The 17,317-nt window shown below is 69.3% G+C and carries 11 protein-coding genes; 6 read left to right on the top strand and 5 right to left on the bottom strand.

The features are described 5' to 3' along the window. Positions 1-25 precede the first annotated feature (25 nt). A complete protein-coding gene (locus tag STVA_RS05130) occupies positions 26-769 on the bottom strand; it encodes a GntR family transcriptional regulator (protein ID WP_123689655.1) in 744 nt (247 codons plus the stop codon). 208 nt (positions 770-977) lie between these two features. Between STVA_RS05130 and STVA_RS05125 the strand changes: the two genes are divergently transcribed. The 6 genes from STVA_RS05125 to STVA_RS05100 all read left to right on the top strand — a co-directional run bounded on the left by STVA_RS05125 (position 978) and on the right by STVA_RS05100 (position 6,491). Beyond that, positions 978-1,982: an ABC transporter substrate-binding protein gene (locus tag STVA_RS05125; protein WP_123689656.1), complete on the top strand. Its 1,005-nt coding sequence runs from the start codon at positions 978-980 to the stop codon at positions 1,980-1,982. Between the two features lie 41 nt (positions 1,983-2,023). After that, positions 2,024-2,836: an ABC transporter ATP-binding protein gene (locus tag STVA_RS05120; protein WP_123689657.1), complete on the top strand. Its 813-nt coding sequence runs from the start codon at positions 2,024-2,026 to the stop codon at positions 2,834-2,836. 4 nt (positions 2,837-2,840) lie between these two features. Continuing rightward, positions 2,841-3,593, top strand: coding sequence for an ABC transporter permease (locus STVA_RS05115; protein WP_123689658.1), 753 nt, complete (start codon positions 2,841-2,843; stop codon positions 3,591-3,593). Next, the gene (locus tag STVA_RS05110; protein ID WP_245978311.1) at positions 3,590-4,333 is read left to right on the top strand and encodes an ABC transporter permease; all 744 of its coding nucleotides are present in this window, start codon (positions 3,590-3,592) and stop codon (positions 4,331-4,333) included. Before STVA_RS05115 ends, STVA_RS05110 begins: the two co-directional genes overlap by 4 nt. 62 nt (positions 4,334-4,395) lie before the next feature. Then, the gene (locus tag STVA_RS05105) at positions 4,396-5,247 is read left to right on the top strand and encodes a p-hydroxycinnamoyl CoA hydratase/lyase (protein ID WP_123689660.1); all 852 of its coding nucleotides are present in this window, start codon (positions 4,396-4,398) and stop codon (positions 5,245-5,247) included. Positions 5,248-5,330: 83 nt separating this feature from the next. Next, the gene (locus STVA_RS05100; protein ID WP_123689661.1) at positions 5,331-6,491 is read left to right on the top strand and encodes a CaiB/BaiF CoA transferase family protein; all 1,161 of its coding nucleotides are present in this window, start codon (positions 5,331-5,333) and stop codon (positions 6,489-6,491) included. 22 nt (positions 6,492-6,513) lie between these two features. Here the strand turns inward: STVA_RS05100 and STVA_RS05095 are convergent, their stop codons facing one another. From STVA_RS05095 to STVA_RS05080, 4 genes are all read right to left on the bottom strand, one after another. Next, a complete protein-coding gene (locus STVA_RS05095; RefSeq protein ID WP_123689662.1) occupies positions 6,514-10,590 on the bottom strand; it encodes an Eco57I restriction-modification methylase domain-containing protein in 4,077 nt (1,358 codons plus the stop codon). 86 nt (positions 10,591-10,676) lie between these two features. After that, positions 10,677-14,180 carry a response regulator gene (locus STVA_RS05090; RefSeq protein ID WP_123689663.1) on the bottom strand — a complete coding sequence of 1,168 codons (3,504 nt, stop codon included), beginning with the start codon at positions 14,178-14,180 and terminating at the stop codon, positions 10,677-10,679. A 131-nt stretch (positions 14,181-14,311) separates the two neighbouring features. Next, positions 14,312-15,574 carry an NAD(P)/FAD-dependent oxidoreductase gene (locus STVA_RS05085; protein WP_123689664.1) on the bottom strand — a complete coding sequence of 421 codons (1,263 nt, stop codon included), beginning with the start codon at positions 15,572-15,574 and terminating at the stop codon, positions 14,312-14,314. Continuing rightward, on the bottom strand, positions 15,571-17,304 hold the full coding sequence (locus STVA_RS05080) for an amidohydrolase (RefSeq protein WP_123689665.1): 1,734 nt from the start codon (positions 17,302-17,304) through the stop codon (positions 15,571-15,573). Before STVA_RS05080 ends, STVA_RS05085 begins: the two co-directional genes overlap by 4 nt. Positions 17,305-17,317 lie beyond the last annotated feature (13 nt).

The following is a 17,317-nucleotide window of genomic DNA, read 5'->3' as shown; positions in this document are numbered from 1 at the left end:
GCAGCAGCGTTCCCGCCAGACCGCCTCAGGAACGCTCTTCCAGCACTTCCTCGGCCGCGGCGCGGGCCCGGCGGCCGGCCGGGGCACCCTCGCCGGGGGCCGGGCGGCTGCTGGCCAGCGAGGCGATGAAGTCCGACAGGTTGTCGCCCAGCAGGTTGACATGGTCGCGCAGGCTGCGCCGCGCGGCCTCGCCGTCATGGCGGCAGATGGCGTCGATGACGGCGGCATGCTCGCGGATGGTCGAGGCGACCCGGCCCGGCAGGTAGGTCACCTGCCGGCGGTAGGCGCCGACGCGGGTGCGCAGCGCGCGGGTCTGCTCGGCCAGGAAGTCGTTGCGCGCGGCGTCGTAGATCGCCTCGTGGAACTCGCGGTTGATCTCGTAGAACTCCAGCGGCGAGACGCTGCCGCCGGCCGCGATCAGGCGCTCGTGCAGGGCGGCCAGGTTGGCCTTCTCCTCCTGGGTGATGCGCCGGGCGGCCAGCTCGCCGCACAGCCCCTCGAGCTCGGCCATGACCTGGAACATCTCGATCAGGCGCGGAATGTCGATCGCCCCCACGGTGGCGCCCTGGCGCTGGCGCACGTCGACCAGGCCGCTGGCCGCCAGGGTCCGGATCGCCTCGCGCACGGGGGTCCGCGACACGCCGAAGCGGTCGGCGATCTCCTGCTCGTCGAGCCGCTCGCCCGGCCGCATGGCGCCGGTGACGATGGCGCGCTCGAGCTGGGAGCGGATGGTCTCGGCGATGGTGGAGCCGGTGGGCTGGTCACTCATGTATGCAACATTCTCATTTCTGCATTTCCGACCGCAGCAGCCGCTGAGCTAGCCATTGCTCGGCCATTATTGGCATTTCAGCGGGATTTTTACCATCCCGGCGCGGATGAAGTTGCGTCATCGCTCGCGGCCATGTCAATGTTTGCAACGTACCTTGTATTCAGATTACTATTTCATGCATACAACAAGCGCAAAACAGGAGGCTGGCATGGCTGGAACGTTGGGCAGGCTCGTAGCGGCTGCATTGGCCGTCGGGATCGGTGCGGCGGCGACCGACGCAGCGGCGGCCGAGGCCGTCTCGGTTCGCCTGAAATGGGTAGCCCAGGCGCAGTTCGCCGGCTTCTACGTCGCCAAGGAAAAGGGCTTCTACACGGCCGAGGGGCTGGACGTGACCGTCAATCCCGGCGGCCCCAACCTGAACGGCGAGACCCTGGTCGCCTCGGGCGCCGACCATTTCGCGCTGGCCGGCGGCATCGAGAACCTGCTGGCGAGCCGGGCCAAGAACCTGCCGATCACCGGCATCGCCATGATGCTGCAGCGGACGCCTTCAGCCTATGTCGCCTTCAATGACTCGGGCATCAAGTCGCCCAAGGACTTCAAGGGCAAGAAGGTCTCCACCTTCTTCACCGGCGCGCACAACACGCTCTATGCCGTGCTGTCGAAGTTCGACGTCGGCGCCAACGACCTCAGCGTCGTGCCCCAGGCCGTCTCGATGGCCCCCTTCATCGACCGCCAGATCGACGTCGCCACCGTCATGCTGTTCAACGAGCTGAACGTGCTGAAGGCGCGCGGCGTGAAGGACTTCACCGTGTTCCGCGCCGAGGACTACGGCGTCAGCTTCCCCAGCGACACGCTGATCGTGAACGAGAAGCTGATCGCCGAGCGGCCGAAGACGGTGCAGGCGTTCCTGAACGGCTCCATGCGCGGCTGGAAGTACGCCGCCGCCAACCAGGAAGAGGCCGTCGACATCGTGATGAAGGCCGCGTCCGGCCTCGACCGCAACCACCAGCTCGGCATGCTGGCCGAGTATTCCAAGCTGATGGTGGCCGACCTCGGCACCAGCCAGGGCATCGGCGCCATCGACACGGCCAAGCTGGAGGCGGTCCGCCAGTCCCTGGTCGACCGCAAGGTGCTGGACGCCAACGTCAAGATCGGCAGCGCGCTGGAGCCCAAGTTCTGGAACGCGGTCCCCGTCGAATACAAGAAGCCCTGACGATCCCGCAACCCGAGAGAGGCAGCAGAGCGGTGCAGGGAATGACCGATCCGGCGAGCGACGCCATCATCGAGCTGGCCGGCATCTCCAGGACGTTCGGCGGCGGTGCCGACCGTGTCGTGGCGATCGATGGCGTCGACCTCCGGGTCGGCCGGGGGGAATTCGTCACCCTGGTCGGCCCCAGCGGCTGCGGCAAGAGCACGCTGTTCAACATCGCGGCCGGCCTGGCCGATGCCGACCCCGGCGGCGAGATCCGCTTCGGTGGGCAGCGCCATGCCGGCCGCGACCTGCTGGGCCGGGTCTCGTTCATGCCCCAGCGCGACCTGCTGCTGCCCTGGCGCCGGGTCATCGACAACGCCATCCTGGCGCTCGAGGTCGAGGGCATGCGCCGGGCGGAGGCGCGCGCGAAGGCTTTGGCGATGATGCCGGAATTCGGCCTGGCCGGGTTCGAGCGGCACTATCCCCACCAGCTTTCGGGCGGCATGCGCCAACGCGTGGCGCTGATCCGCACCTTCCTCTTCGAGCGCGACCTGATGCTGCTCGACGAGCCGTTCGGCGCGCTCGACGCGCTGACACGGACGATGATGCAGCGCTGGCTGCTGGATGTTTGGCAGCGCCACCGCCGCTCGATCCTGTTCATCACCCACGACGTCGACGAGGCGATCTTCCTGGGCGACCGCGTCGTCGTGATGACCGCCCGGCCGGGTCGCATCAAGATGGACGTGGCGGTCGACCTGCCGCGGCCGCGGCCGGCCCATGTGGCGACCTCGGCCGACTTCCTGCGCATCAAGAGCACGCTGCTCGACGCGATCGAGGAAGAGAGCATGAAGTCCTTCACCATGGCCGGCCACTGACGCCATGACGCGCGGCGGCATCCTGGCGCTCCAGACCGCGACCATCCTCGGCTGCCTGGCCGTGTGGGAGGCAGCCGCGCGAATCTGGGGCGGCCCCTACTCCGTCATGCCGGCGGTCTCGGCCGTGCTGGCCGACATGGTCGTCAACCACGCCGCACTCGCCCGTGGCATCCTGCGCACCCTTACCGAGACGGTACTGGGCTTTGCCGCCGGGGCGGCCTTCGGCTTCCTGGCCGGCGCGGCATTCGCCCAATTCCGCCTGCTGGAGCGCCTGCTGCTGCCGCTGCTGGTGGTGTCGCAGACGGTGCCGGTGATCGCCTTCGGGGCGCTCGTCGTCATCTGGTTCGGCAACGGCATCCTGTCGAAGGTGGTGATCGCCTTCTACCTGACCTTCTTCCCGGTGACGGTGAACACGCTGCGCGGGCTGATGTCGGTCGACCCGCAGCGCGTCGACCTGATGCGCAGCTTCGGCGCCTCGGCCTGGACGCTGTTCTGGCGCCTGCGGCTGCCCTTCGCGCTGCCCGCCATCATGGCCTCGCTGCTGCTGGGCGTCAGCCTCAGCCTCGTCGGCGCCATCGTCGGCGAATGGTTCGGCGACACGGTCGGCCTCGGCATCATGCTGGTGCAGGCGATGTATGCCGAGAACATGCCGCGGCTGTGGTCGATCGTGGTCGCCTGCGGCGTGCTGGGCGCCGGGCTCTACGGCATCCTGGCCGCGATCGAGCGGCGCTTCGTCTGGTGGGGACGCGAGCTGTGAACGCACTCTCCCGCATCGCCTATCCCATCGCCGGCCTGCTGGTCATCGCCTTCGTGTGGGAGGCCTCGATCCTCGTCTTCCGCATCCCGACCTTCGTGCTGCCCAGCATCCCCAGCATCGCGGTCGCCCTGTGGAACGACCTGCCGGCGCTGCTGGCCGGCCTGCGAGTCACGCTCTACGAGGCGGGCAGCGGCTATGTCCTGGGTGGCGTCGCGGCGATCGTGCTGGCGCTTGTCTTCGTGCTGATGCCGCTGGTCGAGCGCGCGGCCATGCCGATCGTGGTCGCGGTCAACTCGGTGCCGGTCGTGGCCTATGCGCCGGTGGCATTGGTGGCGCTCGGCATGGGGTCTGCCTCCAAGATCGCCATGGTGGCGCTGGCGGCGGGCTTCGCCGTCTTCGTCAACGCCATGAACGGGCTGAAGGCGGTCGACCCGGCAGCCGTCAACCTGCTGCGCAGCTTCGGCGCCGGGCCGCTCCGGACGATCTGGACGCTGCGCCTGCCGGCCGCCCTGCCCGCCATCGCCAGCGGCCTGCGCGTGGCGATCGTGCGCAGCATCATCATCGCCATCGTGGCCGAGATGCTGGGCGCCTATGCCGGCCTTGGCCAGATCATCTACCTCGCGACCCAGCAGGTCGACTTCCTGCGGGTCTGGGCCGCGATCGTGCTGGCGTCGGCCGCGAGCATGGCGATCTACGGCCTGTTCGCCTGGATCGACCGCCGCCTCGTCTGGTGGAAGTGACCCGCCTGCCCCAAGAGCCCGCCTGCCCCCCAAGAGCCCTACCCCAAGAGAAAGACAGCAGAATGAGCGAGCCCCAGCGGAAATACGTCAAGGTCATCAAGCAGGACGGCATCGCCTGGACCTACCTGAACCGCCCGGAAAAGCGCAACGCGATGAGCCCGGCGCTGCATCGCGAGATGGCCGCCACCCTGGACGAGCTGGAGGAGGACCCCGACACCAAGGTCGTCGTCATCGCCGGTGCGGGCGGCAACTTCTCGGCCGGCCAGGACCTGAAGGAGTATTTCCGCGCCAACGAGGGCAAGCCGGCCCAGGCCAAGAAGGCCCGCCTGGTCTCCAACGGCTGGCAGTGGGACCGGCTCTACATGTTCGACAAGCCGACCATCGCGATGGTCGAGGGCTATTGCGTCGGCGGCGCCTTCTCGCACTTCCTGGCGACCGACTTCGCCATCGTCGCCGAGGACGCGACCTTCTCGCTGTCGGAAGTGAACTGGGGCATCCTGCCGGGCGGCATGGTCAGCAAGGCGTTCGCCGACGCGGTCCTGCTGCGCCATGCGCTCTATTATGCCTGCCTGGGCGAGGCGTTCGACGGCAAGGAGGCCGTGCGCATCGGCATCGCCAACTTCGCCGTGCCGAAGGAGACGCTGGAGGAGGAGGTCACCAAGCTGGCCAAGAAGCTGATGACCAAGAGCCAGGCGGCGCTGCGCGGCACCAAGCAGGCGATCCGCATGGTGCGCCAGATGGGCTTCGCGGAGGCGGCCGACTACATGCAGGAGAAGAAGCAGGCCCTGCGCGTCGACGACGCCGACCACTCCTACCAGAGCGGCCTGCAGCAGTTCCTCGACAAGAAGAGCTACAAGCCGGTGTTCGAGCCCTTCAAGAAGGGCACGCAGATCACCGACCAGCGCGACAAGTAGGCATCCACGCCACCGGGCGGCGCGACGGACCGCGCCGCCCGCCCCGCCATTCTCCATCCCCCATTCGCCAGAGGACCCGCCCCATGCCCGGACCGCTCGACGGCATCGCCGTCGTGGAGCTGACGACGATGATCACCGGCCCGCTGACCGGCATGATGCTGGCCGACATGGGCGCCGACGTCGTGAAGATCGAGAATCCGGAGGGCGGCGACCCGTTCCGCAGCTATGGCGGCGGTGCCTACAGCGCGCAGTTCTGCTCCTACAACCGCAACAAGCGCAGCCTGGCGATCTCGCTGCGCACCGACCTCGGCCGCCAGGCGCTGGAGCGCCTCGTGCAGCGCAGCGACGTGCTGCTGGAGAATTTCCGGCCCGGCGTGCTGGACCGCCTGGGCTTCCCCGACGCCCGCCTGGTGGAGCTGAACCCGCGCCTGGTGCGCTGCTCCATCACCGGCTTCGGCGCGGACGGCCCCTATTCCGACCGCCCCTGCTACGATGCCATCGCCCAGGCGCTGAGCGGCATGTCGAGCCAGTTCCTGGATGCCGCCGCCCCGCGCCTGTCGGGCACCACCATCTCGGACAACGTGACCGGGCAATATGCCTGCTACGGCATCCTCTCGGCCCTGCTGGAGCGCGAGCGCAAGGGCGTGGCGCGCCGGGTCGAGGTGAACATGCTGGAGGCCACCGTCGCCTTCATGCCGGAGCCCTTCGGCTACTGGACGCAGAACGGCGAGGTGGCCGACGCTTACCTGCGCATCCGCAATTCCCAGGCCTATGCCTTCCGCTGCGCCGACGGGCGGATGGTGGCGATCCACCTCTCCTCGCAGCCCAAGTTCTGGGCAGGACTGCTGGGCGCCATCGCCCGGCCGGACCTGGGCGCCGACCCGCGCTTCGCCACGCTGGAAGGCCGCATCGCCAACTACGAGATCCTGCTGGCCGAAGCCGGCGTCGACTTCGCGCGCCAGCCGGCCACCCATTGGTTCCAGCGCCTGGCCGAGTTCGACGTGCCCTTCGCCTCGGTCAACGACGTGACCGAGGTCTTCGCCGACCCGCAGGTGAAGCACCTGGATTCCTTCTACGGCCTAACGCACCCGGTGAAAGGCGACCTCGTGTCGGTCCGCCGCCCGGTGCGCTTCGACGGCAGCCGCGCCGACCAGCCCGCCGAGGCCCCGCCGATGCTGGGCGAGCACACCGACGCCATCCTGGCCGAACTGGGCCTGGCCCGCGAGGCGGCCGCGGCGGGCTGAGCGCGGCTACCACGCTCGACCGTCAGCCGGCGACGGTCGCGTCTGGCTGGCCGGCCATGAGCGCATTGATCCAGGCAAGGGCGAGGTCGCGGCTGCGATAGCTGCCCCATCTGGCGACCTCCTCCCGCTCGACGATCGGGAAGGTCGAGTAGATGTAGCGGATGTCGTCGCGGCTGCGCACCGCGTCCGCCGGATCGAATACGCCGTAGAGGATGAAGTAGAGCGCATCGAGCTTGGCGCGCAGGCGAAGGCGCCGGTCGTCATCCCAGACGAAGGGCGGCCGGACGGCGCCGGCATCATCGACATGCCCCATGTCACGCGCGAACGGAGCCAGGTCGTGCGCGGTGTAGCTCAGTTCGAGCACCGCTTCCTGGACGATGGACGCAGCGGACTTGGAGCCGAACTTCCGGCCGTAGGCAGCCGGTGGCACTACAGGCAACTGCTCGACGATGTACCAGTTCAGATGTGTGCTCTGGGCCTTCTGACGAGCGACATAGTCGAACACCAGAGCGTTAAGGTTGCCGAGAAGCATCGCCTGGTCGCTTGCTGACAGATCGGAGACAATCAGCGGCGCGGTATTGCCGGCGGCCCGATGCGGCAGCAGGGCCGCGATCATTGTCCGCGCATCTGTAGCTCTAGCAATGTCGCGAAATGCGATTGCCCGACCACCAAGATTGCCCTGATCCAAAAGCCAGTATTGCGGCGTGGCGAGAAATGCTGGATCGACCTTCATCTGAGCAGTGACTTCCCCACTCAGAGCGGCATTGTGCAAGTTCTCGTCGTTGACGGTAACCGAGGCTGCGCGGTGATCGAACTGATGGATCATGCGCCCGACATACAGTGGCAGCCAGTCGCCAGCCGGCGACTGGAAGCGATTGCCGCCAGTGCTCCAGGCACCTTCGCGTTCCTCAAGTTCGGCGCGTGTCCGAAACCGATGGCTGTCATTGGTCATATGGAACATGGTGACATAGCGCACCGGCCATGCGGCGACCGGAGTGCCGCTCGATCGGTTGACCAGGACCGGCAGGCGCTCATAGATCGCGGTGGTCAGCGCCATATCCCGCCGAGAGCGGAAGATTGGCGCGGTGCCGGTATTCGGATTGACCGCGGCGAAATCGGCTGCCGTGATCAAGAATGACCGATCGGCCTCTAATGCTTCGTTCGTCGCCTGAAGAAAAAAAGCGCACTGCGCCCGTTCGAACGTCCGAGCGGGACTGGTTACCAGCGCGCAGAACTTGAATCGGCTGTCCACATCCGGGAAGAAGGGCTCAAGCCCATGGCGCGTTCGCCGGTTCTCGAAATCATACAGCGATTTCAGGTGCCCGCCGGTCGCCACGCCCCGGAAGAAGGGGCTGGCGGACAGGTCGGACGCGATGCCGCTTGGCACCAATAGGCCGACCATGCCGCCCGGCCGCACCAGCGCGTGGGCGCGCTCCACGAACAGGCAATAGAGGTTGGCATCGCCCCGGCTGAGCAGAGGATAGTGGCCGGAGGTCCGCGCCACGCGGGCGGTGTCGGCAGCACGCGCATCGGCCTTCTGGAAGTCGGCGAACAGTGGATCGCCATCGGCGCGTAGCGCGGCGATCATGCGGCCGCGATCCGATGCCCGCTGCGCCAGTGCGATGGCCGGCCGCCGCGCCGCGAACCATTCCACCTGCTGCAGCTTGATGCGATCCCAGGGCGGGTTGCCGACCACGGCGTCGAACCCGCCCTCCCGACCCTTGCTGGCCCAGTTCTCCCACACGCCGGGGAAGGCGATCTGCCAGTTGAGGAAGCGCTCCTCGGCCATCAAGCCGCGCGCGCGTTGCCAGATACTGGTGAAAGCCTCGACTTCCTCGGCTTTGGCCGTGCCGCCGTCCGGGGCCTTCCGGCCGCGGGCGATGGGAATGGGATCGCCGAACCGCCCGTCGAGCCAATGGCGGACCAGTGCCTTGTCTTCGCGCGACTTCAGATTGAGCCAGTCGAGCGCGTGCATGAAGCTGACGAACCCGTCGAGTTCGCCGGTCATCAACTCCACATCGCCGTACATCTCCGCCGACCGATGCGCCTCGCCGATATCCGCATCGGTAAGGGTCTCGATCGTCTTCATCGCCAGTGCCGATCGCTGCGCATTGCGCAGCGCTTCGGCGTACAGCAGCTCACCGCCGATGGCGCCCGCCTTGTCGATGGCGTCGCGCACCCACAGCCCGAACAGGCTGTCGCCGGCGTGCAGGTGGTGGTCGATGAACGACAATGGCGCGCCAACCGTGAAGGTGTGCAGCCAGAGCCCGACCTTGGCCAGTTCGACCGCCATCGGGTTCTTGTCGACGCCATAGACGCAGCGCTTCAGCACCATCCTTCGGACGATATGCCGATCGTCGAGCTGCTCCTCGTCGATGCTCCATTCTGCCGTCCTGGCATTTCGGAGAATGGTGCTGCGGATATCCTCGATCCGGTCCGCCAGCGGGGAGGTGTATTGCATGCCCGCACCGAGCGCGGCCGCCTCGGCCATGGCGTCCAGAACATGGTCGGCCAGCGTATCGACGAGGCTGACCAGAAAATGCCCGGACCCCATCGCAGGATCGCAGACGCGCAGCGACAGTATCGCCATCGCCGCGTCGGCGTCGCGCAGTTCGCGCCGGCGATAGTCCTCGGCATCGCGCGGGTTCAACCTGTCGAGCGCCGCGACGAACGCTTGGCGCCGTTCGGCAATCAGCGGTTCCAGCGTTTCGTCGAGGATCAGGCGGACCAGATCGTCAGGGGTATAGTAGCTGCCCGTATTGCGGCGGGCGAACAGGTTGGGCCGCACGGCAAGCCCGCCATCCTCCCGCACGATCTCGAACTCCAGCAGGCGCTCGTAGATCGAGCCCAGTTGCTGCACCGACAGGTCGCGATAGTTGATGTAGCGCCGGTCGCCGGAAGATCGCTCATAGGACAGGGCATCGAGTGCTGGAGCCATGACGCTGTCGGGGATCCGCGTGCTCGTCAGGAGAGGCGTGCGGCCGGTGGCGAACAGGCCCCCATTGTAGGGTGGGATGCCGACCGAACCGTCGCCGGTATCGATAATCCGGGACAGATCAGAGATGTGGGCCCATATGCGCCCCGCCGAAGCCGAGAAGCTGTCGCCGTTCGACACGCGACGGCCGACGTCGATCCGGAGCGGTCGCAGCGCATAGTCGTCATAGCGCCGGTCGCCTACAGGCAGCAGATCGCGATCTTCGGCATAGAGCAGGAACAGCAGCCGGTACAGAAGGATGAGTGCCGCGTCGCGAACCTCCGCCAGAGACGCCTCAGGATTGCCGACCGCGATCACTTGGGCAAGGTTGGGAAAGACTTGGTCGAACACCAGCCTTGAAAGGCTGGCGGCTACGCGTTCCTCGTAGAAGGCGCCTTCTGCCCGTGCCTGTTCATGGAAGGTCCGCCGATCCGGCCCGACCGGCAGGAACGCCCCTCGACCGAACATGACCGCGAACACGCGCAGCCAATGCTCTCGGGTGGACTCGTCTGCGAACAGATCACCCCCGCCTTCCAGCGCCAGCGCGCGCCCGAGGTCGATCTCCAGGAACTGTTCGGAAATCGAGCGGGCGCCCGCCCAGTAGAGCCGCCAGCGCAGGCCGTTGGTCAGGATGCCCCAGCGCAGCCGACCGCCCGTCGTGTCGTCGATCCGCCGCAGATACCGCAGCATCTGGGTGGAAGGCGCCGTCGCTTCGCTGCGCCCCGACGCACGATCCAGGGGACGCGCCCAGCGCTTGCTTTCCACCACCGCCAGCCCGTGGGCATAGCGGCGCCACTGGTCGCCCAAGGCATTGGCGGCGTTCTTTGCCTCTGCATCCGCGAACAACAGGCCGTCCGGCACATCGTCGCGCCCAGTGACCGTCAGGTTCTGCTGCCGAAGGAAATCCGTCCAGCCGAGCGACGTCAGCACCGGCCAGATGAAATCGTCCTCGGTCTGGCTTTCGTTGGTGCGAAGATTCTGCGGAAAGGCGGCAGCGATCTGGACGAGGCGCGCGCGCAGGCTGGCAACATCGACCGCGCGATAGGCCGAGGTCGCCTTGATCGCCTCGCCGAGGTAGTCGGTGGTGAACAGCCCGCCGGATGTGAACAGCGCGGAATCAGACAAGCAGCAGGCTCCCCAGGTCCTGCCCGATCAATAGCTTGCCACGCCCACTCTGGTATAGCGGCAACATGCCGCCCGATAGCCTGACGCTACCGGCCCGCGCCCTCGACCACCAGGCGCCGGATCATCCGGCCCAGTTCCTCGGCGTCATAGGGCTTGGCGACGACGGCGGTGCGGCCGAGGGCGGCGGCCTCGGGCAGGAAGGCGTGGCCGGTCGCGAACAGGATCGGCAGCGCCGGGACGATCGCACGGACGCGGGCGGCCAGTTCCAGGCCGGACAGGTCGGGCAGGCCGACATCGGTCACCAGCACGTCGACGGCGGCCGCCTCCACCCTTGCCAGGGCCTCGGCGGCGGTCGCGGCCTCGATCACCCGCAGGCCCAGCTCCGCCAGCATGTCGGCGGTGGCCATGCGCACGAGGTCGTCGTCCTCGCACAACAGCACGGTCAGGTCAGCGGCCGGCACTGGGACGGGCGTAACGAGGGCTGGCGCAACGAGGACCGGCGCAGCGGGAACGGGCGCGGCCGGAAGCGGCGCCAGCGCGGCGCCCGGGCGGGGGGCATCGGCCCGCCGCCGTTGCGCCTGGTTGGCCAGGACATGGCGCACCTTCCGCGCCAGCGCCTCGCGGGTATAGGGCTTGGACAGTAGCTCGACCCCGGCGTCCAGGCGGCCGCCATGGACGATCGAGTTCTCGGTGTAGCCCGAGGTGAAGAGCACGGCCATGCCGGGCTGCAGCTCGCGCGCCTTGCGCGCCAGCTCCGGGCTGCGCAGGTTGCCCGGCATCACCACGTCGGTGAAAAGCAGGTCGATGGGGATGCCGCTCTGCACGACGATGAGGGCGCTTTCCGCGTCGCGCGCGATCAGCACGCGGTAGCCGAGGTCGCCCAGCATCTCGACCACCGTGTCGCGGACATGTTCGTCGTCCTCGGCCACCAGGATCGTCTCGGTGCCGCCGGCGATCGGGCCGGTGGGCGGCGGCGTCGCCAGGTCCTCGCCCTGGTGCGAGCGCGGCAGGTACAGCTTCACGGTCGTGCCCTGGCCGACCTCGCTGTAGATCTTCACGTGCCCGCCCGACTGCTTGACGAAGCCGTAGACCATGGAGAGGCCGAGGCCGGTGCCCTTGCCCTGGGGCTTGGTCGAGAAGAAGGGCTCGAACGCCTGGGCCAGCACGTCGGGCGTCATGCCGCTGCCGGTGTCGGTGACGGCCAGCACGACATACTGGCCGGCCCCGACGTCGGCATGTTCGCGGGCATAGGCGTCGTCGAGGAAGGCGTTGCCGACCTCGATCGTCAGCTTGCCCGTCTCGTCCATGGCGTCCCGCGCGTTGATCGCCAGGTTGAGCAGCGCGTCCTCGAGCTGGCCCGGGTCGATGAGGGTGTTCCAGAGGCCGCCCGCGACCATGGTGTCGACGTCGACGCCCTCGCCGATCGTGCGCCGCAGCATGTCGGCCATGCCCGAGACGAGCCGGCCGATATTGACGACCTTGGGCTCCAGCGCCTGGCGCCGGCCGAAGGCCAGGAGCTGGCGCGCCAGCTTCGACCCGCGGCTGACGCTGGCCATGGCGTTCTCGATGCGCCGCTCGGCCCGCTCGCTGCCGGCCACGTCCTTGGCCAGGAGCTGCAGGTTGCCCGAGACCACCTGCAGCAGGTTGTTGAAGTCGTGGGCGACGCCGCCGGTCAGCTTGCCGATGGCGTCCATCTTCTGGGCCTGGCGCAGCGCCCCTTCGGCGCTGGCGCGCCGGGCGACCTCGTCCTCGACCCGCTGCTCCAGGTTGGCGTTGAGGGACTGCAGGGCCTGGAACAGGCGGGCATTGTCGATGGCGGTCGCCGCCTGGCCGGCGATGCCGAGCAGCAGGGTCTCGTGCTCGGCCTTGAACATGCCGGGGGTGGCGTGGCCGAAGAAGAGCCCGCCCAGGACCTCGCCGGAGCGCGACGCGACCGGCACCGCCAGGTAGCTGCGAACCGGCAGGTGGCCGGCCGGCATGCCATGGTGCGGGCCACTCCGCCCATAGCGCGGGTCGGCCAGGATGTCGTCGGAACGCACGACCCCCTCGCCCTTGAAGGTCGGTTGGAAGATCGCGGTCGCGCGCGGCATGGCGAACTGGGCGAAGGCCTCGCGCGGGACGCCGGACAGGGCATAGAGCATGTAGCTTTCGCCCTCGTCGTCCAGCACGTTGTAGAAGAACGCACCGAACTGGGCGCCGACCAGTTCGACCCCCGCATCGGTCACGAGCTGGACGATGCGGTCGAGGTCGAGTTCGGCTGCCAGGGCCGCGCCGGTCTGGTTCAGGATCTCCAGCACCCGGGTCTCGCCCACCAGGCGGGCCTCGGCGGCGCGCACGGCGGTCATGTCGACATTGACGCCGATCATGCCGACGAACTCGCCGCGCGCGTCGAAGCGTGGCTGGGCGTTGGTGCGGATGATGCGGTACTCGCCGTCGGCCCGGCGGAAGCGGGCCTCGGTCGTGACCGGGCCGGGGGCGGCCATGGCCTGGCCCAGCGGTTCCACCAGCCCGGCCAGGTCGTCGGGATGGACGGTGGCGGCCCAGTCGAACCCCGGCAGGTCCTCCAGCGTCACGCCCCAGAAGGCGCGCTGGGCCTCGTTCACATAGACGCAGGCGCCGGTACGATCCCCCATCCACAGCATGACGGGTGCGCTCTCGGCAACCAGCCGGAAGCGCTCCTCGCTTTCGCGGAGCGCGTTCTCGGTCAGGCGCTGCTCGGTCACGTCGTGGGCCTGCACGAAGATGCCCGAGATGCCGCGATCCTCGCCGACGATGGGCTGGTAGACGAAATCAAGGAAGCGTTCCTCGACCGCCGGGCCGATCGTCAGCAGCAGGCGGACGCCACGGCCGACGAAGGCCTCGCCGCTGGCGCGCACGGCATCCAGGAGCGCGATGAAGCCCTGGCCCTCGATCTCGGGCAGGGCCTCGCGCGCCGGGCGGCCGATCACGTCGCGGTTGCCGACCAGCGCCAGGTAGGCGGCATTGGCCATGGTGAAGACGTGGTCGGGGCCGTCCAGCATCGCGATCATGCCGGGTGCCTGCTCGAACATGCGGCGCAGGCTCTCACGCTCGGCCGTCAGCCGCTGCTCGGCGCGGACCTTGCCGGTGGTCTCGACGACGACGGCCATCACCGCGCAGGGACGGCCTGCCTCGTCCAGGATCGGGGAGTAGTCGAGGTTCATCCAGGCCGGCGCCGGGGCGCCGTCGCGGTCGAGCACCAGCTCCTGGTCGCGATAGGCCAGCGTGCCGCCGGCCAGGCCGACCTTCATGACGTTGTCGTTGAAGTCCGCCACCTCGGGCCAGCCGGCGCGGACATTGGTCCCGAACAGGCGCGGATGGCGCCGCCCGGCGAAGACCGAATAGGCGTCGTTGTAGATCATCACCCCGTCCTCGCCCCACAGGGTGACGATGGGCACGGGCGAGCGCAGGATGAGGCTGACGGTGGTCTTCAGATGCGCCGGCCAGGCGGCGATCGGGCCCAGCGGCGTCGCGGCCCAGTCGAAGCCGGCGATGATCCCCGCCGCCTCGCCCCCGCCCGCCAGGAAGGCGTGCCCGCACCTGTCGGCGCGCCCGTCGACGTCATCGTTCATCGGCGCCGGTTCTCGTTGATGCAGGGGTTCAGGGTGCGGACCACGCCCCTTCATAGGAAGCCGCCGCCTCGGCGGTCAATCGGACAATGACGGGACAAGGACCCGGGGACGAACCGTCGCGACAGGCCGGCTCAGAACCGATCCGGCCGGTACGGCGTCAGGTCGACCGGCGTCGGGCGGCCGGCGACGATGTCGGCCACCAGCCGTCCGGTGATGCCGCCCAGCGCCAGGCCGATATGGTCGTGGCCATAGGCGAAGACGACGTTGCCGAAGCGGGGCGAGCGGCCGATCACCGGCAGGGAGTCCGGATGGGACGGGCGCGGGCCCATCCATTGCGAGCGGCCCTCGGTCTTCAGGCCGGGTAGCAGGCCCTGGGCGCGGCGCTCCACCATCTCGGCATAGCGCATGTCGGCCGGGCGGTCGGGGTCGGCGAACTCGGCCACGCCGGTGGCGCGGATGCCGGCTTCCATCGGCGTCACCGCGATATAGCGGTCGGCCGACATGATGGCTGCGCGGAGCGCGATGCCGGGCTGCGGGAAGACATTGTGGTAGCCGCGCTCGGCCTCGATCGGCGTGCGGGTGCCGAGCTGGCGGGCGAGGTTCTTCGACCACACGCCGGCGGCGACGATGAAACGGTCGGCGGCGATGCGTCCGGCATCCGTCGTGACCGCAACCGGGCCGCTCGGCCCCATCTCGAAGCCGCGCGCAGCCTCGCGCCGGATGCGGCCGCCGCGCTGCTCGAAATGGCGGGCCAGCGTCTCGGTCAGGCGCAGGGGGTCGATGACATGGGCCAGGCGCGGGAAATGCACCGCGCGCATCACCGAGGGGGCGAGTGCGGGCTCCATCTGGCGGGCCTCGTTGCCGTCCAGTTCGTCCATCGGCACGCCGCGGCGGCGGCGCAGTTCGAGCGCGTAGCGCGATCCGGCGAAGGCCTCGTCGCTCTCCCACGTCATCAGCAGGCCGGAATAGTCGATCAGGTCTTCGGCGCCCGCCGCTTCCAGCAGCGGCGCATAGCCCTCGTGCAGGCGGGCCAGCAGGGCCTGGCGGGCGTCCGCGATGGCCTCGATGCGCGACGGACGGGCCGCGGCGATGAAGCGCGCGAACCAGCCGGCAGCGGCCGGCACATGGCCCCAATGCAGCTTCAACGGCGCATTCCCGTCGAACAGCATCTGCGGCACCTTCTTCAGCACGCCCGGCATGGCGGCCGGCACGCAGGATGCCCAGCCGAGGTTGCCGGCATTGCCGAAGGAGGCGCCCAGGCCGACGCCGCGCGGGTCCACCAGCGTGACCGAATGGCCATCCCGCTGGAGATAGAGGGCGCAGCAGACGCCGACGATGCCGGCGCCGATGACGACGGCCTCGCCCTTGGGAGCGGCGGTGGCGGTGGCGCTCATGGTCCAACTCCTCGGGCGATGGATACGGGCGGCGGCAGGAAGGGCTCCGGCCCATCCGCCGCGCGGTCGAAGACGATGCGGCCGCCGACGATCGTCCGCTCGGCCACGATGGCCGGCAGGCGATCCTCGTCGACCGTCAGGGGATCGGCGGAGAGCACGGCCAGGTCGGCCAGGCGGCCGGGCGCGATGGTGCCCTTCCGGTCCTCCTCGAAGGTGAGGTAGGCGCCGGCTACGGTCGCCGCCCGCAGGGCCGCCATGCGGTCGAGGCGCTGGTCGGGCGCGATCACCCGGCCGGACCCGCGGGCGCGCCGGGCGACGGCGTGCCAGATCGTGGGGAACATGCTGGGTGGCACGTTGTCGGTCGCCAGCGACACCGGCACGCCGGCCGCGCGGATGGCGGCCAGCGGCACGATCTCGTTCTCCCGCTCGGGGCCGATGCGATCCAGCAGCATCTGGCCCTCCTTCCACACATAGCGGTTGGTGTGCGTGGTGACGACGAGGCCGAGGTCGGCCATGCGCGCGATATCGGTCGCCGTCGCGAGGCTGACATGGCCGAAGACCCAGCGCCGGCCGGCCAACGGGATATCGCGGTCGACCTCCACGAACAGCTCCAGCATGTTGGGCCAGATGCCGACGGCGCGCACGCCCGAGCGCGCGGCCTCCAGCAGCAGTTCGCGGGTGGCGCCGCGCGGCAGCCCGGCATCGTAGTGGAAGCCGGCCCAGCCGGTCTGCGGCAATGCCCGGGCGCGCAGCGCGTTGTCGCCGCCCTCGTCGATCTCGGCATAGATACCCGACAGGCGCAGCCAGTCGTCGCCATAGCCGCGCCCGCGCAGCCAGCCGAGCCAGCCCTTCAGCACGGCGGCCGGGCTGCCGTCCGGCCCCATCAGCGACCAGGCGGGGCTGTAGACGAGGTTGGCGCGCACCGTCTGGTCGCCGCTGCCGCGCACCGTCTCGAACGCCGCCTGCACGTCGGCGGCGACGCCGTGCCCCTCGAAGACGCTGGTGGTGCCGAAGCCGTTATAGATGCGCATGGAGCGGCGGAGCGCGCGGGCGCGGGCGGCCACGTCGAAGCCGGGCGCGCCAGCCATGATCGACAGCTCGACCAGGGGCATGAAGTGGCGCTCGACGAAGACCCCGGTCGGCTCGCCCGTCGCCGGGTCGCGCACGATCTCCACCGTCGGGGCCGGCGGCGGGGTCGCGGCGTCGACCCCGCACAACGCCAGCGCCCGGCTGTTGGCGATGGAGACCAGCGGCAGGGTATGGCGCCAGTAGCCCCAGATGGACTTGATGTAGACGGGATTGTCCGGCGCCACCCGGTCGAGGTCGTGGCGGTCGGGCCAGCGCCCCTCGGCCAGTCCCTCGGGCATGCCGGCGAAGTCGGGCGGGGCGCCCAGGGGCATGGTGACGATCCATTCGCCGGGCCGGGCGCGGGCGACCAGGCCCGCCACGATCTCCTGCACGTCGGCGATGGAGCGCGCGCCGGCCAGCGAGGGCAGCTCGTGCTTCAGCCCCTCGCGGTCGAGATGGGCATGGCCGTCGATCAGCCCGGGCACGACCGTACGGCCGGCAAGGTCGACCTCGGCCGCACCGATCGCGGCCGCCCACCCGGCCAGCTCGGCCCGGCTGCCGACGGCGGCGATGCGGTCGCCCGCGATCGCGACCGCCTCTGCGACGCGGTCCGCGCCGTCGAGCGTCACCACCCGGCCGCCATGGAGGAGGAGGCCGGTCATCTTGCGTCGATCC

Origin of the sequence: Stella humosa, from assembly GCF_006738645.1 — a bacterium.
In the GTDB taxonomy this organism is placed as follows: domain Bacteria; phylum Pseudomonadota; class Alphaproteobacteria; order ATCC43930; family Allostellaceae; genus Allostella; species Allostella humosa.
This window is presented reverse-complemented; position numbering and strand designations above follow the sequence as displayed.